We start from the raw sequence: 18,434 nt of genomic DNA, 5'->3' as shown, positions 1-18,434 counted from the left end.
GGTGCTTCGCCTCGCGCTGTTTACTCGAATATGTCGTTGCAAAATGTCCCAGTCGTTATTGTTCAAAAAGCGAAGCACCGCTTCGCGCTACAGTCTGAGTATGCTCCATATAAAGGTGTGCGGAATGCGCGAGGCGAATAGCCTTGCGGCTGTGGCCGCGCTGCAACCGGATTTTTTGGGCTTCATATTCTATCCGAAATCCAGCCGCTACGTGGGGGAGGAGCTAAGCGCCGTTAGCTTGGAAAATTTGCCCCCCAGCATAAGAAGAGTAGGTGTTTTTGTCAACGAAACGACGGAGGTTATTCGGCAGCGGGTGCAGGAGTTTAAGCTGAATGTCGTGCAGCTCCACGGCGACGAAACCCCAGCCCAATGCCAGGAGCTGCGCGCCCTGGGCCTGCTGGTAATGAAAGCGTTTGCGCTGGGGGGCAACTTTGACTTTGACATCCTGCTTCCCTACGTCCCGCACTGCAACTATTTCTTGTTTGATACCAAAGGCGAGCAGCCCGGCGGCAACGGCCTCGTTTTCGACTGGCAGCTTCTGCGCGACTATGCACTGCCCACGCCTTATTTCCTCGCCGGTGGCCTCGATTTAGCCCACGCCGAAACGCTACGGAACCTCCAGCTGCCAGGCTTGTTTGCCGTAGACTTAAACAGTCGGTTTGAAGTCGGCCCCGGCGAAAAAGACCCGATTCGATTGCAGCAGATGTTTCAGCAGCTACGCGGCGTGACCGCTACTGAACTGATAAGCTCCCCAAAAAAGAACGCGTCATGCTGAGCGGAGTCGAAGCATCTCTCCCGCTTCGTTGCTAACGGCATTGATTACTCCTCAGTAGAGATGCTTCGACAGGCTCAGCATGACGCTCAAACGAATTCTAATTCAGCATCCCAATCCTTCACCTCCGATATGGCTTCTACTTCCGCTTTCCAACCCAATGCCCGTGGCTACTACGGCGAGTTCGGGGGGCATTTATTCCCGAAATGCTGTACCCCAACGTAGAAGAATTGCGCGAGCAATACCTCACCATCCTCGCCGACCCCGACTTTCAGCGCGACTACCAGCAGCTCCTGCGCGACTTCGTGGGCCGGCCCACGCCGTTGTTCGAGGCCAAGCGGCTGTCGGCGCGCTATGGCACCCGCATCTTTCTGAAGCGCGAAGACTTATGCCACACCGGCGCCCACAAAGTCAATAATACGGTTGGTCAAATTTTGCTGGCCCAACGCTTGGGCAAGACGCGCATCATCGCCGAAACCGGCGCTGGTCAGCACGGCGTAGCCACGGCTACTGTCTGTGCGCTGATGGGCATGGAGTGCATCGTGTACATGGGCAAAACCGATACTGAGCGCCAGCGCCCCAACGTGGAGCGCATGCGCTTGCTCGGTGCCGAAGTGCGGCCCGTAACCAGCGGCAGCCAAACCCTGAAAGACGCCACCAACGAGGCCATCCGCGACTGGATCAGCAACCCCGTAGATACGCACTACATCATCGGCTCGGTAGTAGGCCCGCACCCGTATCCCGATCTGGTGGCGCGTTTGCAAGCCATTATCAGCGAAGAGATTAGAAAGCAATTGCTGGAGAAAGTCGGCCGTGAGCTGCCCGATTATGTGGTGGCTTGTGTGGGCGGCGGTTCCAATGCGGCGGGGGCTTTTTATCATTTCCTGGATGAACCCACGGTAAAGCTGATTGCAGTGGAAGCAGCTGGCAAAGGCATTAAATCGGGTCATTCGGCAGCAACTTCGGTGCTGGGTAAGCCGGGCATTATTCATGGCTCGCGCACCTTGCTGATGCAGGACGAAGACGGCCAGATTACGGAGCCTTACTCGCTGTCGGCAGGCCTTGATTATCCGGGTATCGGGCCGCTGCACGCCTTCTTGGGTGCGTCGGGGCGGGCGCGGTTTATTTCGATTGAAGACGAGCCGGCGTTGCGGGCAGTGGCAGAGCTGAGTCGCTTAGAGGGCATTATCCCAGCTCTGGAAACGGCGCACGCGCTGGCGGCCTTGGATCAGATAGGAGCGGGGCCTGATGATATTGTGGTGCTGAACCTGTCGGGCCGTGGGGATAAAGACTTGGATACTTACTTAAAATACGCCGAGCAAATGCACTAGCGTCAGGTTCCCGCAGTGTTTCGCAGTGTTGGCGCGGTGTTTCGCAGTGCGCTGGCGGGTCGAACACTGCGCGACACTGCGTTTTAACACTGCGAGACACTGCGAGAAATCATCATGAACCGTATCCAACAAGCCTTCCAGAAGAAAGGCAAAGACCTGCTCAACATCTACTTCACCGCCGGCTACCCCACGCTCGACGCCACGGTGCCGCTGATCCAAACCCTGGCCGCTGCGGGCGCCGACCTCATCGAAATCGGGATGCCCTTTTCCGATCCGCTGGCCGACGGCCCCGTGATTCAGCAAAGCAGCACCGCCGCTCTGGCCAACGGCATGAACATGCGCGTGCTGTTCCGGCAGCTCCAGGATATCCGCCAAACCGTGCCCGACACGCCTCTGCTACTCATGGGCTATTTAAACCCCGTGATGCAGTTTGGGATGGAAAATTTCTGCCGCCAGGCCGCCGAAGCCGGAGTTGATGGAATTATCTTGCCCGACCTGCCGCTGGATGATTATATCGCTGAGTACCAAGAAGTATTCCACCGCCATAATCTGCGCCCGGTCTTTCTAATCACCCCGCAAACCAGCGAAGCCCGCATTCGCCGCATCGACGAGCTGACCGATGCTTTTCTCTACTTAGTGTCCGGTCCTGGCACTACTGGGGGGCAAAATACCCAGAGTGAAGGCGTGCAGGAGGCATATTTCGAGCGCATTGCCGCCATGAACCTGCGCAACCCCCGCCTTATCGGTTTTGGTATCGGCGACAAACTCAGCTTCGACCGCGCTTGCTCTTACGCGGATGGCGCTATCATCGGCTCCGCTTTCATCCGGGCTTTGGAAGGCGCTGATGATGCGCCCGCCGCTGCTAAAGCGTTCGTTTCGTCTGTTCTTAACTAACTAGCCCGCAGAAGTCGCGGAGGTCGTTCTTCTGCGTCATCTGCGCAAATCCTCTGCGCCCTCTGCGGGAACCCACATATGCTCATTCAACTAGAGAAGAATATTGCCGCGAATGCCAAAGAGGCTATTATCGCCCAGATAAAGGCCCTGAAATACAAAGTCACGGAGGTGACGACGCAGCGAGCCAGTTACCTCGTAGGCATCGGCAAAACGGAAGTAGACTTGCGCGTCATTGGCCAGCTGCCCGGTGTGCTCGACATTCATCAGGTATCTGACGACTATCAGCTGGTAAGCCGCAAGTGGCGCGTGCGGCCTACCGTGCTCGACTTGGGCGACGGCGTGCAGATCGGGGAAGGGTCGTTGAGCTTAGTAGCCGGCCCGTGCAGCATTGAGAGCGAAGCGCAGATGGAGAAAATCATGCAGCACTTGCTCGATAATAATGTGCGCCTGATGCGGGGGGGCGTTTTTAAGCCGCGCTCTTCGCCATATTCTTTCCGGGGCCTGGGTATGGAAGGCCTGAAGCAGTTTCACCAGATGGCCCGCGCCCGCGGCATCAAAGTGGTGACGGAGGTAATGCAGGTGTCGCAGGTAGAGGAAATGCACGACTACGTGGACGTATTTCAGGTCGGCGCCCGCAACACTCAGAACTTCAACCTGCTCGATGCCTTGGGTGGCGTCGATAAGCCGGTGCTCATCAAGCGCGGCATTTCCGGCACCATTGAAGAGTTGCTCTCCTCCGCTGAATACGTGTTTTCGGGCGGTAACGAGAAGTTGATTTTGTGCGAGCGGGGAATTCGTACCTTCGAAACCGCTTCTCGCAATACCCTGGATTTGAACGCGGTACCTATCCTTAAAGAGAAAACCCACCTGCCCGTCGTCGTCGACCCCTCGCACGGCATCGGCATCCGCGACTATGTAGCGCCCATGGCCTTGGCTGCTGTCATGGCTGGCGCCGATGGTATTCTCTACGAAGCCCATGAGAAACCCGAAGAAGCTGCTTCCGATGGGCAGCAGACCTTGAATTTTGAGGAATCAGCTCGGCTTATCCAAAACCTGCGGCGGGTGTACGCCCTGCGCAAAGAGCTGGTGTAGCGTCGTAACGTGCTGGTTGTGTAGCTTTAGCGCATGTTCTTCGAATTCAGCCCCTATAGCTCGTTGCTGCTGCCTTTTTTTGTGCAGGGAGTAGTATTTATAGCGCTGTTTCTGGTGCGTGGGTGGCGGCGCGGTATCGCTTCTGATACTTGGCTGGCGCTGCTATTGCTGCTGAACACGCTGCCTCTCACGCAGTGGATGCTAGGTTTCGCCGGCTGGTACGACTCCCACGATGCGCACTCTACGTTCATGTTTTACTTCCCCTTCAGTCACTGGCTGGCGCTGGGGCCTACCTTCTACTTCTACTTTCGTAGTCTCACTAACCAGGATTTTCGCTTTGGCTGGACCGAAAAACGCCATTTCCTGCCTGCGTTGGTATACTTGGGGTGGCGCCTCGTGGTGTTTGGGTACGATGTAGTGTGGCGGCACTGGGCTCTGGGCGCGCCTTTCACCGAGCACTTCGGTACGAAAGGCCAACTCGCCAATGTGAGCGAAGGGGTAGACGGTACTATAGAAGTGCTGGGCTACCTATCGGTGTTTGCCTACGGCTGGCTCACGCTGCGCGACTACCAGCGCTACCGCCGTTACCTCGACGATAATTACTCCAACACGGGACCCATCAGCTTCCAATGGCTGCGCAATCTGATGGTGGCGGTGCTGATAGGCTTGCTGGTTTCTTTTTTCTTCGGCCTGGCAAATAAAGTGCTGACGCCGCTGTCCTACATTCAGGTGTGGTACTCGTTTCTGGCGACTGGTCTGCTGATTTATTACCTCAGCATCGCTGGCTTGCTTGCTCCGTATCAGCCGGCGCCGGCTTTGCATTTCCAGCCAAGCAACTCTGAAGAAATTCTTCCCGCGGCGAACATAGTGGTGGCCCCGCGTCTGGTTACAGAAGTATTAGAGCCAAGCTTAAGGGGCGATTCAAACCAAAATGCCCCCCGGCGCCTAACGCAGGCCCAGGATGTACTTACTGCTGAAACCCCAACTTCTCCCGCCGATCCTGACCTCATGCGTTGGGCCAGTAAGCTCACGCACCATATGGAAACGGCGCGGCCCTACCTAAATCCCGAATTGACATTGGGCGAATTGGCTAGCCAGCTCCGTACTAACACCTCGCTGCTGTCGCGCGTGATCAATACTTGCTTTGGTCAGAATTTTAACGACTATATCAATGGGCACCGCATTGCCGAGGCTGAGCGCAAGTTGCAAGACCCGCGCTTTCAGCATTATACCTTGCTGGCAGTGGCCCTGGAGTCAGGGTTCAATTCTAAGTCGACCTTCAATCGGGTATTCAAAAAGCTGAAATCGGCCACACCCAGCGAGGTGGCAGCTAGGCTCAATCCATAAGTTGGGACGTCCCAAGCCGTAATCCGGGGCGTTTGGGAGTAGGCTGGGGGGCAATTTTGGGTCGTTCAACAAACCAATAAACGACCATGAAAAAGCTCCTCTTTTCCGCTAGTCCCTTACAATCCCGCCTTGCCGACGTTACCTGGCTGCTCCTGCGTCTGCACCTAGGGTTGTCCATTGCTATTGGCGCTGGCTGGAGTAAGCTCGTCAATATGACCACGGCCACCGAGGCTGCGAAGCTTGTCGGCAACCAGGCCTCACTAGGCCCTCCCGATTGGTTTATCCAACAAGTAGCCAACCTGGGCTTTATCTATCCATCACCTTACCTGTGGGCCTGGATGGCTTGTTGGGGTGAGTTTGCGGGCGGTTTGCTGATTGCCTTCGGGCTGTTCACGCGCTGGGGAGCTTTTCAGCTGGCGTTTCAGTTTTTCATCATCGCCTTTGTGTGGTACGAGGGGCCGGAGCTCATCGTAGGGATGAATTATCAGCAGCTCCTGTTCTGGTGCTTCGTGCTCGTTACGGCCATAGGTGGTGGGCGCTACTCCCTGGATTATCTGCTCACGCACAACACTAGCTGGTTGCGCCGCTTGGTACCAACTCGTCAAGTGGCTTCAGCTGGCGCCGCTGCTCTGGTGCTATTCCTAGCTACGGCCTGCTGGGCCGGCGGTAGCTTAAACTCCGACCTGTTGATTGAGCCCGGCAAGCAATTCGCCCTGGGCGGCGAGCAGCCGGGTGCCTTTCGGGTGGTGGCGCGCAATAAGGGCAAGGTGCCGGTAGAAATAAAAGAGCGGCCACGCGGAGGAGGCATTTTTGGTAAGGCTACCCTGGCGCCGGGCCAGCGGGCCACGCTCCGCTTCCTGCCTGGCTCCACCGCGCTATTGCTGAACCCATCGGACCAAAACGCCCGCCTCGACTTGCACGTTACCGGCGATACTAACCTGAGCATGGGCTACGAAGCGAACGGTAAGCGCTGAGATGCTCACGTATGGACGAAAGCTGGCTATGCACTCAATAAGTTTTTTCTGACCGAAAATGCCCCCCGGCAACAGTTTTAAAGATTTTGGTATCTAGCTGAAAATAAGTTGGATAGTTGAGGGACAACTTATTAGCCCGATTTTCTATATTTGCCTCCATGTACCTGCTATCCGCCAAATGCATTATGCTGACCGTCAATCGCCCCGATAAGGGCGGAGTCGAGCTGCATGGCCGGAAAGGAAGGTAAGTAACCACCTCCAACCCCGAAAACCTCAAGCCCGACTCCGTCAAGAGTCGGGCTTTTTTTGTGCCCTATCTACTACCTACCGCTATGTTTGAGCAAGCTTACGACCACTACACCACCCAAGACCAACTCGTTTGGAAGGTATTGTTTGACCGCCAAACGGCCTTGCTGCACAAGCGGGCTGCCGCCGCGTTCGGGGCTGGCCTCACCCACCTGAACTTTCAGCGTACTGCTATTCCACATTTCGACGCGGTGAGTGAGCAGTTGCAGCGCTACACCGACTGGGAGCTGGTGCCTGTGCCAGAGGCCGTGGACGACGCTACGTTCTTTGCTTTGCTTGCGGAGCGGAAGTTTCCGGCCGTCACGCGGTTGCGAGCGATGGAGCAGTTCGACTTCGTGAAAACCCCCGACTTATTTCACGATGTATTCGGGCACGCACCGCTGCTCACAGATTCGGCCTTTGCCGATTTTCTGCACTTTCTGGGCATTGTAGGCCGTCAGCACCGCCACGATGCGCCCGCTTTAATGCGGCTGCGGCGGTTGTATGGCTTCACGGTGCAGTTTGGACTAGTGCAGGAGGGAGGGCAGCCACGCATTTATGGGGCAGGTTTGTTGTCCTCAGCCGGCGAAATCCACCATTGCGTTCATGCTGAAACTGCGCGTCACGCTTTTGAATTGGCCGCAGTGCTTAACACACCTTATTCCGAGGAGCGGTTTCAGGAGCAATATTTCGTGCTCAACTCCTGGGAACAGCTCACGGCCAGCGTAGCGGAAATGGCAGCCTTGCTCGCGGATAGTTGGCAACTGAAGCCGGCGTAATCCGACTTTCAACTTTCGCCGGAAAGTTGGCTGGCATTCGTACGTCCCGTCCCACCGCAGCTTACACAAAAAAGCCCCCCAGATGCATATCTGGGGGGCTTTTTTGCTGAAATGGACTAAGACTTTAGCTTGAAGCTTTTGCGCAGGTAAGCCACGGCGGCGGCGTGGGCATCGGCGGCAAATTTCTGGCTGTATTTAGGATTCGATGGGTTAGCAAAGGCGTGGTCAGCGACGTAGCTCTTGATGGTTACCTTCTTCTTGGCAGCGGCCATATCCTTCTGGAACTGCGCAACTACCTCAGGATTAATCCACTTGTCTTCACTGGCAAAGATGCCTAGAACATCGGTATTCAAGGTTTTCAGCTTGGCAACATCCTTCTCGGGCATGCCATAATACATCACGCAACCTACGGCTTTGGGGCCGGCCAGCAATGCCGTTTGCAACGACCAGCCGCCGCCGAAGCACCAGCCCACGGAAGCAAATTGCGCATCCGGGCCAGCGTACTGCATGGCCCCGCGAATAATGTTCTGAGCGCGGTCCGTCTTTACAGCTTGCATGTATTTGCCGGCTTCGTCGGGCGTGGCTGCTACCTGACCATCATACAAATCAAGCGCAATGATATTGACGCCCGGCAAATCGCGGGCAAAAGTCGCTGCTTCTTTCTTGATATAATCGTTCAAACCCCACCACTCGTGAATCACGAATAGATACTTTTTGGAAGGCGTAGCGCTCCTGATTTCAAAGCCCTGGCTCGTTTGGCCATCGGCAGTTTTGAATTTGATCATCGTGCCCTCGCCCTCATACGAGTAAGGCAATGGCGCATCGTGGCCACCTGAGAAATCAGTGTTGGACGCGAGCATTGCAAACGTTTCGGTAGCCACAGCCGGCCTGGCGCAGCAGCTCACAGCAGTGGTTTGGGCCGAAGCCACGGTAGCTGCGCTGAGAAAGGCGGCACAAAGAGTCCAGAGTTTTTTCATGAGAATAAGTTAGGGAAGAAAAAGCGTCCTGATTGAGCGCCAAATCTGTGTTGCTACACGAGTTGGGAATCAATCAGGACGCATTAACCCTAGTAAAGCAAAATAGTTTGGTAAAGGCATAATGGTCGGCGCACGGCGTGGTCCTACGACTTTTTCTGTCGTAGGACCACTTCGGGCAATTAAGCGTGCGTGCGAATATGCGCTCCCAACTCCGTTAGCAACGCGTAGAGGCCCACGTAGGTCCGATTGAGGTAAATGAAATGCTCGGAGCCGCGGGGTTCGCGCTGCTGGCGCAGCTCGGGCTCCTGCATCAGATCATCACCCAAAGCATACAAGGAAGCCATGTAAGTCGGGTCGCCAAAGTCGAAGGTAGCTTCCCGGAAGGGCCGGCCGATCAACCCCAGCGACGCATGCAAGGTGCGCACATACAGGGCGCGGCGCTCAGTGGTATCAGTAGGCCGCAAGATGCCGGTTTCGTCGAGCAGAGCAGCGAGGCGCGCTTCATCGGCTAAAGTTTCGGGTGCCAGCAGGGCATTGAAAAGCCGGTGCACATCGGCCGGAATTTCCTTGACACAGCCAAAGTCCAGCACGCCCACCGTACCGCCATTTTCAGCCCGCAGCAGAAAGTTGCCGGGGTGCGGATCGGCGTGGACTCTTAGCAGCGTATTCAGCTGATACATATAAAAGTCCCATAGCGCCTGTCCCAGCTGATTCCGAATTTCCTGGCTGGGCTCCACGCGCAAAAACTCCTTCAGGTGCTCACCTTGCAGCCAGTCCATCGTCAGGATGCGGGCCGAGGATAACTCAGGATAATAGCGAGCAAACTCCAAATAAGGCAAATGAGCGCAGCTGGCGGCTATTTCGGAGCCGCGCCGCAGCTCCAGCTTATAGTCGGTTTCTTCGAGCAGGCGCGTTTCTACTTCCTCCAAATAAGGTCGTACCTGCGCCTCATCAAGTCCCATCACACGCAAAGCAATAGGCTTTACTAGTCGAATATCGGAGCGAATGCTGTCGGCCACGCCGGGGTACTGCACTTTCACCGCCAGGGGGCGTTTTTCGTCGCGCGACAAAGCATAATGCACCTGCCCAATGCTGGCCGCCTGCCGGGCGTTCACATCAAACTCAGCAAACAGCTCAGACGGCGACTTACCGAACGCATCCCGAAACGTTTTGATAATGAGCGGAGCGGAAATTGGGGGCGTCTGGTACTGGGCTTGAGAGAACTGGTCGGAGTAGGCGGGGGGCAAAAATTTCTTCTCCAGAGCCAGCATCTGGGCCACTTTCAGCACCGAGCCTTTCATCTCGCTTAGTGTGCCATAAAGCTCAGCGGCGTTAGCGGCGTGCAGGTCGGCCTCGCTGCTAGTGGCACCCACCGAGCGGCGGGCATAGTGTTTCACATAGTTGGCGCCCACTTTCAGCCCCGATTTGGCAAAACGAGCCGCCCGCGCCACTTTGGTAGTCGGTAGCGAATCGAGCTGACGGCCGGGTGCAACCTCCTCCGCTAACTGCGGGCTGGGGGGCAAATTCTCCACGTATTCTGCCATTAGCGACGCTTGTGCAGCAGAAAACGGGTCAGATCGAGAGCCGAGTCAAAGGAGTTGCGGCCCACTAAGTCGAAGCTGAGCGTAACAGCTTTTTCCACCGCCGCGTCGGTGCGCTCGAAGTTCAGGCTTTCATCCTTGGCAAAGAAGGTGAGCACAAACAGCGCCTGCGTCCAGAAAAGCCGCGGATAACTATCCTGTACAAAGCGGCGGGGGGCAATTTCCTCACTCCGACGGCCATCACGCAGAAGCGCCTCCACAAACATGATAAACTCGCTACGAAAATCGTCGAGCACCCGGGGCGTAATACCCGGCACGCGTGGCATAGACCGGCGTAGTGCCATGAGGGCGTAGCTGCGGTTCTGCTTCAGAATTTCGAGCAGCGTATAGTAGAAAGCCAGAAGCTTTTCGCGGGCACCGTATTCCTGCCAAACGGGCTCTAAGGCCGCTTTTTCGTGCGCTTGCCGGCCAAAATCAGCCCAAAGTTCCCGGTCGATGGCGTCAAAGTTGGGATAGTAGCGGTAAAAATCCTGCTCCGGAATGTTCAGCTTTTTGGTTAGCTTAAACACCGAAGCGGGCGTGGTATTCTTGTCCAGCACATAAGCCAGGTAAGCCTGCTTGATGCGGTCCTTTTCCGTATTTTCCATAGTTGAATCAGAACAACTAAAGACCTAGTAAAGTTGGGTTTTGGATGTGGACAGTGTGGTCCTACGAATTCCGCGAAGCGGTTTGTAGTACCACTATCGTTCAACGATTTTTGTCAACTTCAAACATCAGCAACGATAGTGATACTACGACTTTGGAGTCGTAGTACCACCCGTGCAACTACTCCGCCTGTCTATAAGCCGCGCGCAACGTTTCGATGGCGCGCTCCCGCGCAAATTTGTGCTCTACAATAGGTTTGGGGTACTCACAGGTACCATACTCCGGTACCCATTGCCAGACGTACGCAAACGTAGGATCATACTGCTTTTGCTGGCTTTCAGGGCTATACACCCGAAACCACGGGGCGGCCGTGGCCCCGGTGCCGGCCATCCACTGCCAGTTGCCCACGTTCTGCGACATATCATAATCGAGGAGCTTATCGGCAAAATACCGGTCGCCCCAGCGCCAGTCGATGAGCAGGTGTTTCACCAAAAAGCCCGCCACGGCAATGCGGGCGCGATTGGGTAGGTAGCCGGTCGCGTTCAGCTCGCGCATGCCCGCATCAACCAGTGGGTAGCCCGTTCGGCCTTCGCACCAAGCTTTAAACTCTTGCTCATTATTACGGTAAGGCACGCGGCGCAGCTTGGGGTCGTAGCTCTCCGTGGCCGTAAAAGGGTAATGCCAGAGCAGCATCATAAAGAAGTCGCGCCAAATAAGCTCTGACAGCAGCTTGGGGTTTAGCTCTTTGGCTTGGCGCATCACCTCGCGCACGCTCAGCGTCCCGAAGCGCAAATGTACCGACCGCCGGGTGCTGCTATTCACCAGGCCGGGTTGGTTGCGGGTAAGATGATAGTTGCGCACCAAGGCTTCATCGGGTAGCTCGGCGGCGGGCACAAACTGCTCAAACTGCTCGAAGCCCATTTCCTGCAGAGTCGGGCGCGCCGGCGCATCAGGCAACTGGTACAGATTCTCGGCCCGAAATAACTCGGCCGACGGATGCGGCTGCAAATGCTCATCGCGCAGCGCCGCCAGCCAGGCCTTTTGATAGGAGCCGAAAACCTTGGGGACTGTCCCTGACTTAGTCAGAATCTCGCTTTTGGCGAAAATAACCTGGTCCTTGAAGGCCCGAAACTCGGCCCCGTGTCGGTGGCAAAGCGCCGCTACGGCCGAGTCGCGCTCCTTGGCGTAGGGCTCATAATCTTCGTTGGTGTACACGGCGGCTATTTCGTACTGACTTAGCAGCTGCTCAAATACCTCCAGCGGCCGGCCGTAAACAGCCAGAAAAGTGCCGCCCGCCGCTTCTGTTTCGGCCGCCAAGCGCTCCACCTGCTGATAAATAAACGTGACCCGCGCATCGCGGCGGCTGGGGAGCAACTCCAGAATTTCGCGGTCATAAATAAACAGTGGCACCACCGGATACCCACTTTGAAGGGCCGCTGCCAGGCCCACATTATCCTGCAGGCGAATGTCGCGCCGGTGCCAGAAGAGTGTGATTTTCATGAGGGCAAGGTGTAGCGCGAAGCGGTGCTTCGCCTCGCGTTTGTTCCATTGTTAAGAAAGTATTCGTTGCGAGTTGTTTAACGAGCGAAGCGCCGCTTCGTGTTACATGTTATTTCAAACGACCCATACCGCCATCAACCGGCATCACTTGGCCGGTGATAAAGCTACTGTGGTCAGAAAGCAGAAAGGAAGCCATATAAGCCAGATCCTCGGGCTGACCAATCCGCTGCAACGGGTGGCGCTTGGCGCCGCCTTCCGCTTTTTCGGGTGTATTTAATAAAGGAGCCGCTAGGGGCGTATTAGTCAGGGACGGCGCTATGGCGTTGACGCGGATGTTCTGGGGGGCAAATTCGGCGGCCAGGGCGCGGGTGAGGCCTTCCAGCGCGGCTTTAGCGGTGGCAATGCTGGCATGAAAACTCATACCCGTGGTAGCGGCCACCGTGCTAAAGAGTATCACCGAAGCGCCTTCGGCCTTCTTCAGCCGCTTCAGCAGGGGCTGCAATAGCTGCACGGCACCCATCACATTCAACTCAAAATCAGCCCGAAAATCATCCAGCGGAATCCGCTCGAAGGGCCGTAGCTTGATGCTGCCGGGACAATACACGAAGCCGTGCAGGGTATCGGGCAAACCGTCGAAGGCAGTGGGAGAGAGGGGCTGGGTAGCGTCGAGCTCCAAGTGGGTAGTTTGCAGCTCGCTGAGTTCGGGCGAAAGGTGGCGCGAGGCGGTAAACAACCGGGCTCCCAGCCCGTGTAGCAGCTTGGCCGTAGCCAGCCCGATGCCCGACGAGGCACCGACGATGAGAATGTTCTTTTGGGCGAAATCCATGGATGTGGTTCAGATGAGAAGGGTATTCTGACAACTGAACCAGGCGGTCAAGGTTTGAGCCGCCCGCAACTGACTTTAGGACCAATGCGAAAAATGGATTAGAAATAAATAAATTGGGCCGACGGAAGCGCACCTTCCGTCGGCCCAATGAGTATAATTTGTAGTAGTTAATCAACTAATAATCACTGGATAAAATAAGATGCTTGGATAGGCTTATTCTATTGCTTCGAAGGTCAGGCGCGGAGTTGCCCCCTGCGCATCGTAGAGGCGGAGCGTGTTGTTGACTACTTCGTAGTGGGTAGTTTGGGGTAGCGCCTTTAGATAACGGCCCCCCACCACCGGACTGGAGCAAGTACCTGGCTTTACTGTTAATTGAGTAATCGTGAGCGTTTGATTGTCAGCATTAAGGAAAAATCGTCCCCCAATCTCATCACAAGCCGACAAGCCCTGTAACTTATTCCCAGCCGCGACAAACTGGATATAGGACTGCTGATCATAGGAAAAGCTGGAAGCCGTTAAAGGAAATTCGTCTACATACGTCAGCTGCCACTGGGTATTCACAAGGCGCTCATCTGGCTTTAAGTCGGAATCCTTGGTACAGCCGCCAAGAACAAAAGCCATGCACAACCACAAAAAGGAGCGGGTAAAGCGTTGTTTCATGCCAGTAGGATTGCCGTGAGGTCTACAGAGTAGAGCTGACACGGCGGCATAAGGTTGCAAGCGGGTTTGAGTGAAGGCGAAAAATATTTTGCCCCCCAGCAATGAAAGCGCGGCAAGTGGCGCCACGGCCGAGCCTGACACCTTGTATCAGCGCCCAAATGATTATATTATCTGCACTTTAAACAACCCTTCGTGCGGTCCGAGCATCTACCTCCACAACTCACAATTAATTACTGATGTTACGCGGCATATTAGTCGATTGCTTGGAAAGGATGTTTCCTGAAGCAGCAATAGCTTCTTTCTGAGGCAGAGGTGCAGTTGCCGCGTAACATCAGTTAATTATTCTGCACTATGAAAACCTCGACTCAGTTCAAATCCTTGTTGCTGCTTGTTGTGGCGTGCCTCCTGCATGTCTCCCTGCTGGCCCAAACGAAGCAGACTCGCAAAACCGGCAGCTTTGAAGCTGTAAGCGCCAGTGGTGCGGTGAATGTGTTTCTGCGCCAGGGCGGCGCAACAAGTGTGGTAGTTGAGGCATCAGAAGAGGTGCAGAAGTATTTGAAAACGGAGGTGCAGAATGGCACCCTGAAAATCTACCGCGACCGGGAGTTTAACTGGCGCGATCTGGTAGGCAGCAATAAAGAGAACAGCGTCACTATTTATATCACTTGCCCTACGCTTAGAGCAATTTCCGTAAGTGGGGCATCAGCAGTGAAGGGCCAATCAACTTTTGCCGCCAACAACTTTACCATACAAGCCAGCGGAGCCAGTGATATAACGCTCAGCGTCAGGACCAAAACGCTGGAGGTGAGCTGCTCCGGCGCAAGCGACGTAAAACTTGCCGGTCAGGCCGACCGGCAGAAAGTGACCGTCAGCGGCGGTAGTGAGTACGAGGCGTATGAGCTGCAATCAAAAGGCGCTCAGATACTTGCCTCAGGCGCCAGCGAGGCGCAGGTCAACATTGATGGCGAACTGTCCTCTACCGCTTCCGGCGCCAGCGACATCCGCTACAAAGGCAATACCCGCGTGGTAAGCAACCGGGCCAGTGGCGCCAGCTCGGTGCGAGCCGCCCGATAAACGCGTAAATGCTATTAGCTTAAATCCCCAACCTGGCTGTACGAAAGCCAGGTTGGGGATTTCTGTTTATAATGAAAAGCTTCTGGGGGGCTTTTTTGTAGGAATTTCTACATTAACAGAAAGCCTGCATTTAAGCATAACTAATGATGACGATATTGCGAATAAGGGGCAGTTAGCAAAAATTCGCTGACAGCCCGCATAGCTTATTGCGTATTTGTCTAGCTTCGCCCCAATTCCTTCTCCGCGCCCTTAACTTCCAAATTATGAACATTAAAAAGCTACTCGTTGCCAACCGTGGCGAAATTGCTATCCGCGTGCTGCGTGCCGCCACCGAGATGGGAATCCCAACGGTGGCCGTGTACACGTACGAAGACCGTTATTCGCTGCACCGCTATAAGGCTGACGAAGCCTACCAAATTGGCCGCGACGACGAGCCGCTGAAACCCTATCTGGATATTGAAGCTATTCTGCGCACGGCCAAGGAAAATGGGGCCGATGCCCTCCATCCTGGCTACGGCTTTCTGGCTGAAAACGCCACCCTGGCCCGGCGCTGCCAGGAAGAAGGCGTAATTTTCGTGGGACCGCGGCCCGAAGTAATGGAAGCCCTCGGCGACAAGGTAGCCGCCAAGCGCGTAGCCGTGCAGTGCCAGGTGCCCATTATAGAAAGCAGTGAAGCTGACCTCACCGATCTGGAAGTAGCGCTAAGCGAGGCACATCGCATTGGCTACCCAGTTATGCTCAAAGCGGCTTCCGGCGGCGGTGGGCGTGGTATGCGCGTAATCAGAACGGATGATGAGCTGGAAAAAGGCTTTTTTGAAGCGCGAAACGAGGCCCTGAAAGCCTTCGGCGACGACACAGTTTTCCTGGAGAAATTTGTGGAGCGGCCTAAGCACATTGAAGTGCAGCTGGTAGCCGACAACCACGGCAACATCGTGCACCTATACGAGCGCGACTGCTCCGTGCAGCGCCGTTTTCAGAAGGTAGTCGAAGTTGCGCCCGCTCTGGATCTGGCTGACCATCAGCGCCATTTGCTGTACGAGTATGCATTGCGACTAGGTCGGGCCGTGAACTACAACAATGTGGGCACGGTGGAATTTCTGGTAAACCCCGAGTTAGACCGCATCTACTTTATCGAGGTGAATCCGCGCATTCAGGTGGAGCACACCGTGACGGAGATGATTACCGGCATCGACCTGATCAAAACGCAGATTTACATTGCCGCCGGCTATAAGCTCGCTTCCCCGGAGATAGGACTGGAGCCGGGGGGCAAACCGCTCAAAACCGGCTTTGCAATTCAGTGCCGCATCACCACCGAAGACCCCGAAAACGACTTTAAGCCCGACTACGGCACTATTGTGGCCTACCGCTCGGCGGGCGGCTTCGGTATTCGCCTCGACCAAGGCTCGGTGTACCAAGGCGTAAAGGTGTCACCGTTCTTTGATTCGCTGCTGGTGAAAGTGTCGGCCCACGCGCCCACGCTGGAAGGCGCGGCCCAGAAAATGGCGCGCACGCTCGATGAATTCCGCATTCGGGGCGTGCAGACCAACATTCAGTTTCTGCAAAATATTATTGCCAACCCCGAGTTTGTGAGCGGTAAGGCCAACGTGGACTTCATCAAGGACCACCCGGAGCTATTCCAGTACAAGCCCCGCCAAGACCGCGGCACCAAGGTGCTGGCTTACATTGGCGACGTGGTGGTGAACGGCAACCCCGATGTAAAAAACCTCACGGACCCCAACCGGGACCTGCGCAAGCCCAAAATCCCGTTTGCCAACATTACTGAGTCGCATCAGCCCGGCACCAAAGACAAGCTGACGGAGCTCGGCCCCGAAGGCTTTGCGCAGTGGCTCCGCGCTGATAAACCCATTCATTACTGCGACACTACCTTCCGCGACGCCCACCAGAGCCTGCTGGCCACGCGCATGCGCACCTTCGATCTGCTGAAGGTGGCGGAGCGCTACGCCAAAATGCACCCCCAAACCTTCTCGATGGAAGTGTGGGGCGGCGCCACCTTCGACGTGGCGCTTCGCTTTTTGCACGAAGACCCGTGGGAGCGGCTGGCTAAAATCAGGGCGGCGGTACCCAATATTTTGCTGCAAATGCTTATTCGGGGGGCAAATGGCGTGGGCTATAAAGCCTACCCCGATAACCTCACCGAGCGCTTCGTGCAGCAGGCCTGGGAAACGGGCGTCGATGTGTTCCGCATCTTCGACTCCCTGAACTGGATGCCGGGGATGGAGTCCTGCATTGGCTTTGTGCGCAATAAAACCCAGGGCTTGGCCGAGGCCAGCATCTGCTACACCGGCGACATTCTGGACCCCAAGCGCAACAAGTACAACCTCGATTATTACCTGCGCCTGGCCAAGCAAATCGAAGATGCTGGCGCCCATATCCTGTGCATCAAGGACATGGCCGGCCTGCTCAAGCCCTACGCCGCCACCGAGTTGATTCAGGGCTTGCGCGCTACTATCAGCTTGCCTATTCATCTGCACACCCACGATACATCTTCCTTGCAAGCAGCTACTTATCTAAAGGCAGTTGAAGCGGATGTAGATGTAATCGACGTGGCGCTGGGTTCTTTATCGGGCCTCACTTCGCAGCCCAATTTCAACTCTATCGTAGAGATGCTGCGCGGTACGCCCCGCCATCGGGAGTTCGATCAGCGGAGCTTGAATGAGTTTTCCAACTACTGGGAAACGGTGCGAGAGTATTATTATCCGTTTGAGTCGGGGTTGAAAGCGGGCACGTCGGAAGTGTTTCAGCACGAGATACCTGGGGGGCAATATTCCAACCTGCGGCCCCAGGCGGCGGCGCTGGGCCTGGGCGACAAGTTTGAGCAGGTAAAACAAACCTTCGCCGACGTAAATCAGCTGTTTGGCGACATCGTGAAGGTGACGCCCTCCTCGAAAGTGGTCGGCGACATGGCGCTGTTTATGGTGACCAATAACCTGACAACCCAGGACGTGCTGGAAAAAGGGGAGAGCCTGTCGTTTCCGGAGTCGGTGCAGAGCTTATTTCGTGGCGACATAGGGCAGCCGGAGGGCGGCTGGCCCAAGGAGCTGCAACAGCTTATTCTGAAGGATGAAAAGCCTTTCACCGACCGACCCAACGAGCACCTGACGCCCATCGATTTTGACAAGGAGTGGAAGGCGTTTCAAGCCAAATTTGGCCCCCAGACCAAGTTTACCGACCTGCTGTCTTACCTGCTCTACCCCAAAGTGTTCGAGCAGTACTGGACCTATGTGCAGCAGTTCGGCGACGTGTCGCTGATTCCAACGCGAGTATTCTTCTACGGCCTCAAGCCCGGCGAGGAAACCATCATCGATATTGCCCGCGGCAAGTCGGTGATTGTAAAGCTACGCTCGGTGGGCAACGTGAACGACGACGGCAACCGCACCATCTTCTTCTCCTTCAACGGCCAGACCCGCAACCTGGAAGTGCGCGACCGCTCGGTAGAAGTAAAAACCATACGCAACCAGAAAATTGACAAAACCAACCCACGCCAGGTTGGAGCCCCTTTACAGGGTATGCTGTCGAGGGTGCTGGTGAAAGACGGTGAAGCGGTGAAGCGCAACACGCCGCTTTTCATCATTGAAGCCATGAAGATGGAAACCACCATCACCGCCCCCGACGACTCTACGGTGCAGAGCCTCCACCTGGGCGAAGGCACTTTAGTAAACGCTGACGACTTGGTGTTGACGTTAGGGTAATACTCCACTTCGAATGCGTCATACGGC

14 protein-coding genes and 1 pseudogene are annotated in these 18,434 nt (G+C 55.7%); 9 read left to right on the top strand and 6 right to left on the bottom strand.

Annotated elements, in window-relative coordinates; all coding sequences use genetic code 11:
• The first annotated feature begins 43 nt into the window (after nt 1-43).
• The 7 genes and pseudogenes from MKZ35_RS22815 (at nt 44) to MKZ35_RS22785 (ending at nt 7,474) form a co-directional block, all read left to right on the top strand.
• On the top strand, nt 44-775 hold the full coding sequence (locus MKZ35_RS22815; RefSeq protein ID WP_482515510.1) for a phosphoribosylanthranilate isomerase: 732 nt from the start codon (nt 44-46) through the stop codon (nt 773-775).
• 129 nt (nt 776-904) lie between these two features.
• Nucleotides 905-2,103, top strand: a pseudogene (gene trpB, locus MKZ35_RS22810) (tryptophan synthase subunit beta).
• Nucleotides 2,104-2,217: 114 nt separating this feature from the next.
• On the top strand, nt 2,218-2,997 hold the full coding sequence (gene trpA, locus MKZ35_RS22805; RefSeq protein WP_482515509.1) for a tryptophan synthase subunit alpha: 780 nt from the start codon (nt 2,218-2,220) through the stop codon (nt 2,995-2,997).
• Nucleotides 2,998-3,075: 78 nt separating this feature from the next.
• Nucleotides 3,076-4,089 carry a bifunctional 3-deoxy-7-phosphoheptulonate synthase/chorismate mutase gene (locus MKZ35_RS22800; protein WP_482515508.1) on the top strand — a complete coding sequence of 338 codons (1,014 nt, stop codon included), beginning with the start codon at nt 3,076-3,078 and terminating at the stop codon, nt 4,087-4,089.
• A 33-nt stretch (nt 4,090-4,122) separates the two neighbouring features.
• Entirely contained in the window at nt 4,123-5,436 is a 1,314-nt protein-coding gene (locus tag MKZ35_RS22795) for a helix-turn-helix domain-containing protein (protein WP_482515507.1), read from the top strand.
• Nucleotides 5,437-5,522: 86 nt separating this feature from the next.
• Nucleotides 5,523-6,410 (top strand): DoxX family protein, encoded by an 888-nt coding sequence (locus MKZ35_RS22790; protein WP_482515506.1) that lies wholly within the window; start codon nt 5,523-5,525, stop codon nt 6,408-6,410.
• Between the two features lie 332 nt (nt 6,411-6,742).
• A complete protein-coding gene (locus MKZ35_RS22785; RefSeq protein ID WP_482515505.1) occupies nt 6,743-7,474 on the top strand; it encodes a phenylalanine-4-hydroxylase in 732 nt (243 codons plus the stop codon).
• A gap of 116 nt (nt 7,475-7,590) precedes the next feature.
• Here MKZ35_RS22785 and MKZ35_RS22780 read toward each other — a convergent pair whose 3' ends face one another.
• From MKZ35_RS22780 to MKZ35_RS22755, 6 genes are all read right to left on the bottom strand, one after another.
• On the bottom strand, nt 7,591-8,451 hold the full coding sequence (locus MKZ35_RS22780) for a dienelactone hydrolase family protein (protein ID WP_482515504.1): 861 nt from the start codon (nt 8,449-8,451) through the stop codon (nt 7,591-7,593).
• Between the two features lie 179 nt (nt 8,452-8,630).
• Nucleotides 8,631-9,995: an ABC1 kinase family protein gene (locus MKZ35_RS22775; RefSeq protein WP_482515503.1), complete on the bottom strand. Its 1,365-nt coding sequence runs from the start codon at nt 9,993-9,995 to the stop codon at nt 8,631-8,633.
• A complete protein-coding gene (locus MKZ35_RS22770) occupies nt 9,995-10,639 on the bottom strand; it encodes a TetR/AcrR family transcriptional regulator (RefSeq protein ID WP_482515502.1) in 645 nt (214 codons plus the stop codon). The genes MKZ35_RS22775 and MKZ35_RS22770 overlap by 1 nt, the downstream gene beginning before the upstream one ends.
• 178 nt (nt 10,640-10,817) lie before the next feature.
• Nucleotides 10,818-12,137 carry a cryptochrome/photolyase family protein gene (locus MKZ35_RS22765; protein ID WP_482515501.1) on the bottom strand — a complete coding sequence of 440 codons (1,320 nt, stop codon included), beginning with the start codon at nt 12,135-12,137 and terminating at the stop codon, nt 10,818-10,820.
• A 109-nt stretch (nt 12,138-12,246) separates the two neighbouring features.
• On the bottom strand, nt 12,247-12,963 hold the full coding sequence (locus MKZ35_RS22760) for an SDR family NAD(P)-dependent oxidoreductase (protein ID WP_482515500.1): 717 nt from the start codon (nt 12,961-12,963) through the stop codon (nt 12,247-12,249).
• 213 nt (nt 12,964-13,176) lie between these two features.
• Nucleotides 13,177-13,623 (bottom strand): META domain-containing protein, encoded by a 447-nt coding sequence (locus tag MKZ35_RS22755; RefSeq protein WP_482515499.1) that lies wholly within the window; start codon nt 13,621-13,623, stop codon nt 13,177-13,179.
• 351 nt (nt 13,624-13,974) lie between these two features.
• Here MKZ35_RS22755 and MKZ35_RS22750 point away from each other — a divergent pair, with 351 nt between their 5' ends.
• Together MKZ35_RS22750 and MKZ35_RS22745 are read left to right on the top strand one after the other, a co-directional pair.
• Nucleotides 13,975-14,697: a head GIN domain-containing protein gene (locus MKZ35_RS22750; protein WP_482515498.1), complete on the top strand. Its 723-nt coding sequence runs from the start codon at nt 13,975-13,977 to the stop codon at nt 14,695-14,697.
• Nucleotides 14,698-14,960: 263 nt separating this feature from the next.
• The gene (locus tag MKZ35_RS22745) at nt 14,961-18,407 is read left to right on the top strand and encodes a pyruvate carboxylase (protein ID WP_482515497.1); all 3,447 of its coding nucleotides are present in this window, start codon (nt 14,961-14,963) and stop codon (nt 18,405-18,407) included.
• Nucleotides 18,408-18,434: the final 27 nt, after the last annotated feature.

The sequence above is a fragment of the Hymenobacter sp. R533113 genome (assembly GCF_056835965.1).
Note: the sequence above shows the minus strand (reverse complement) of the source record. Positions and strands in the feature narration are given on the sequence as shown.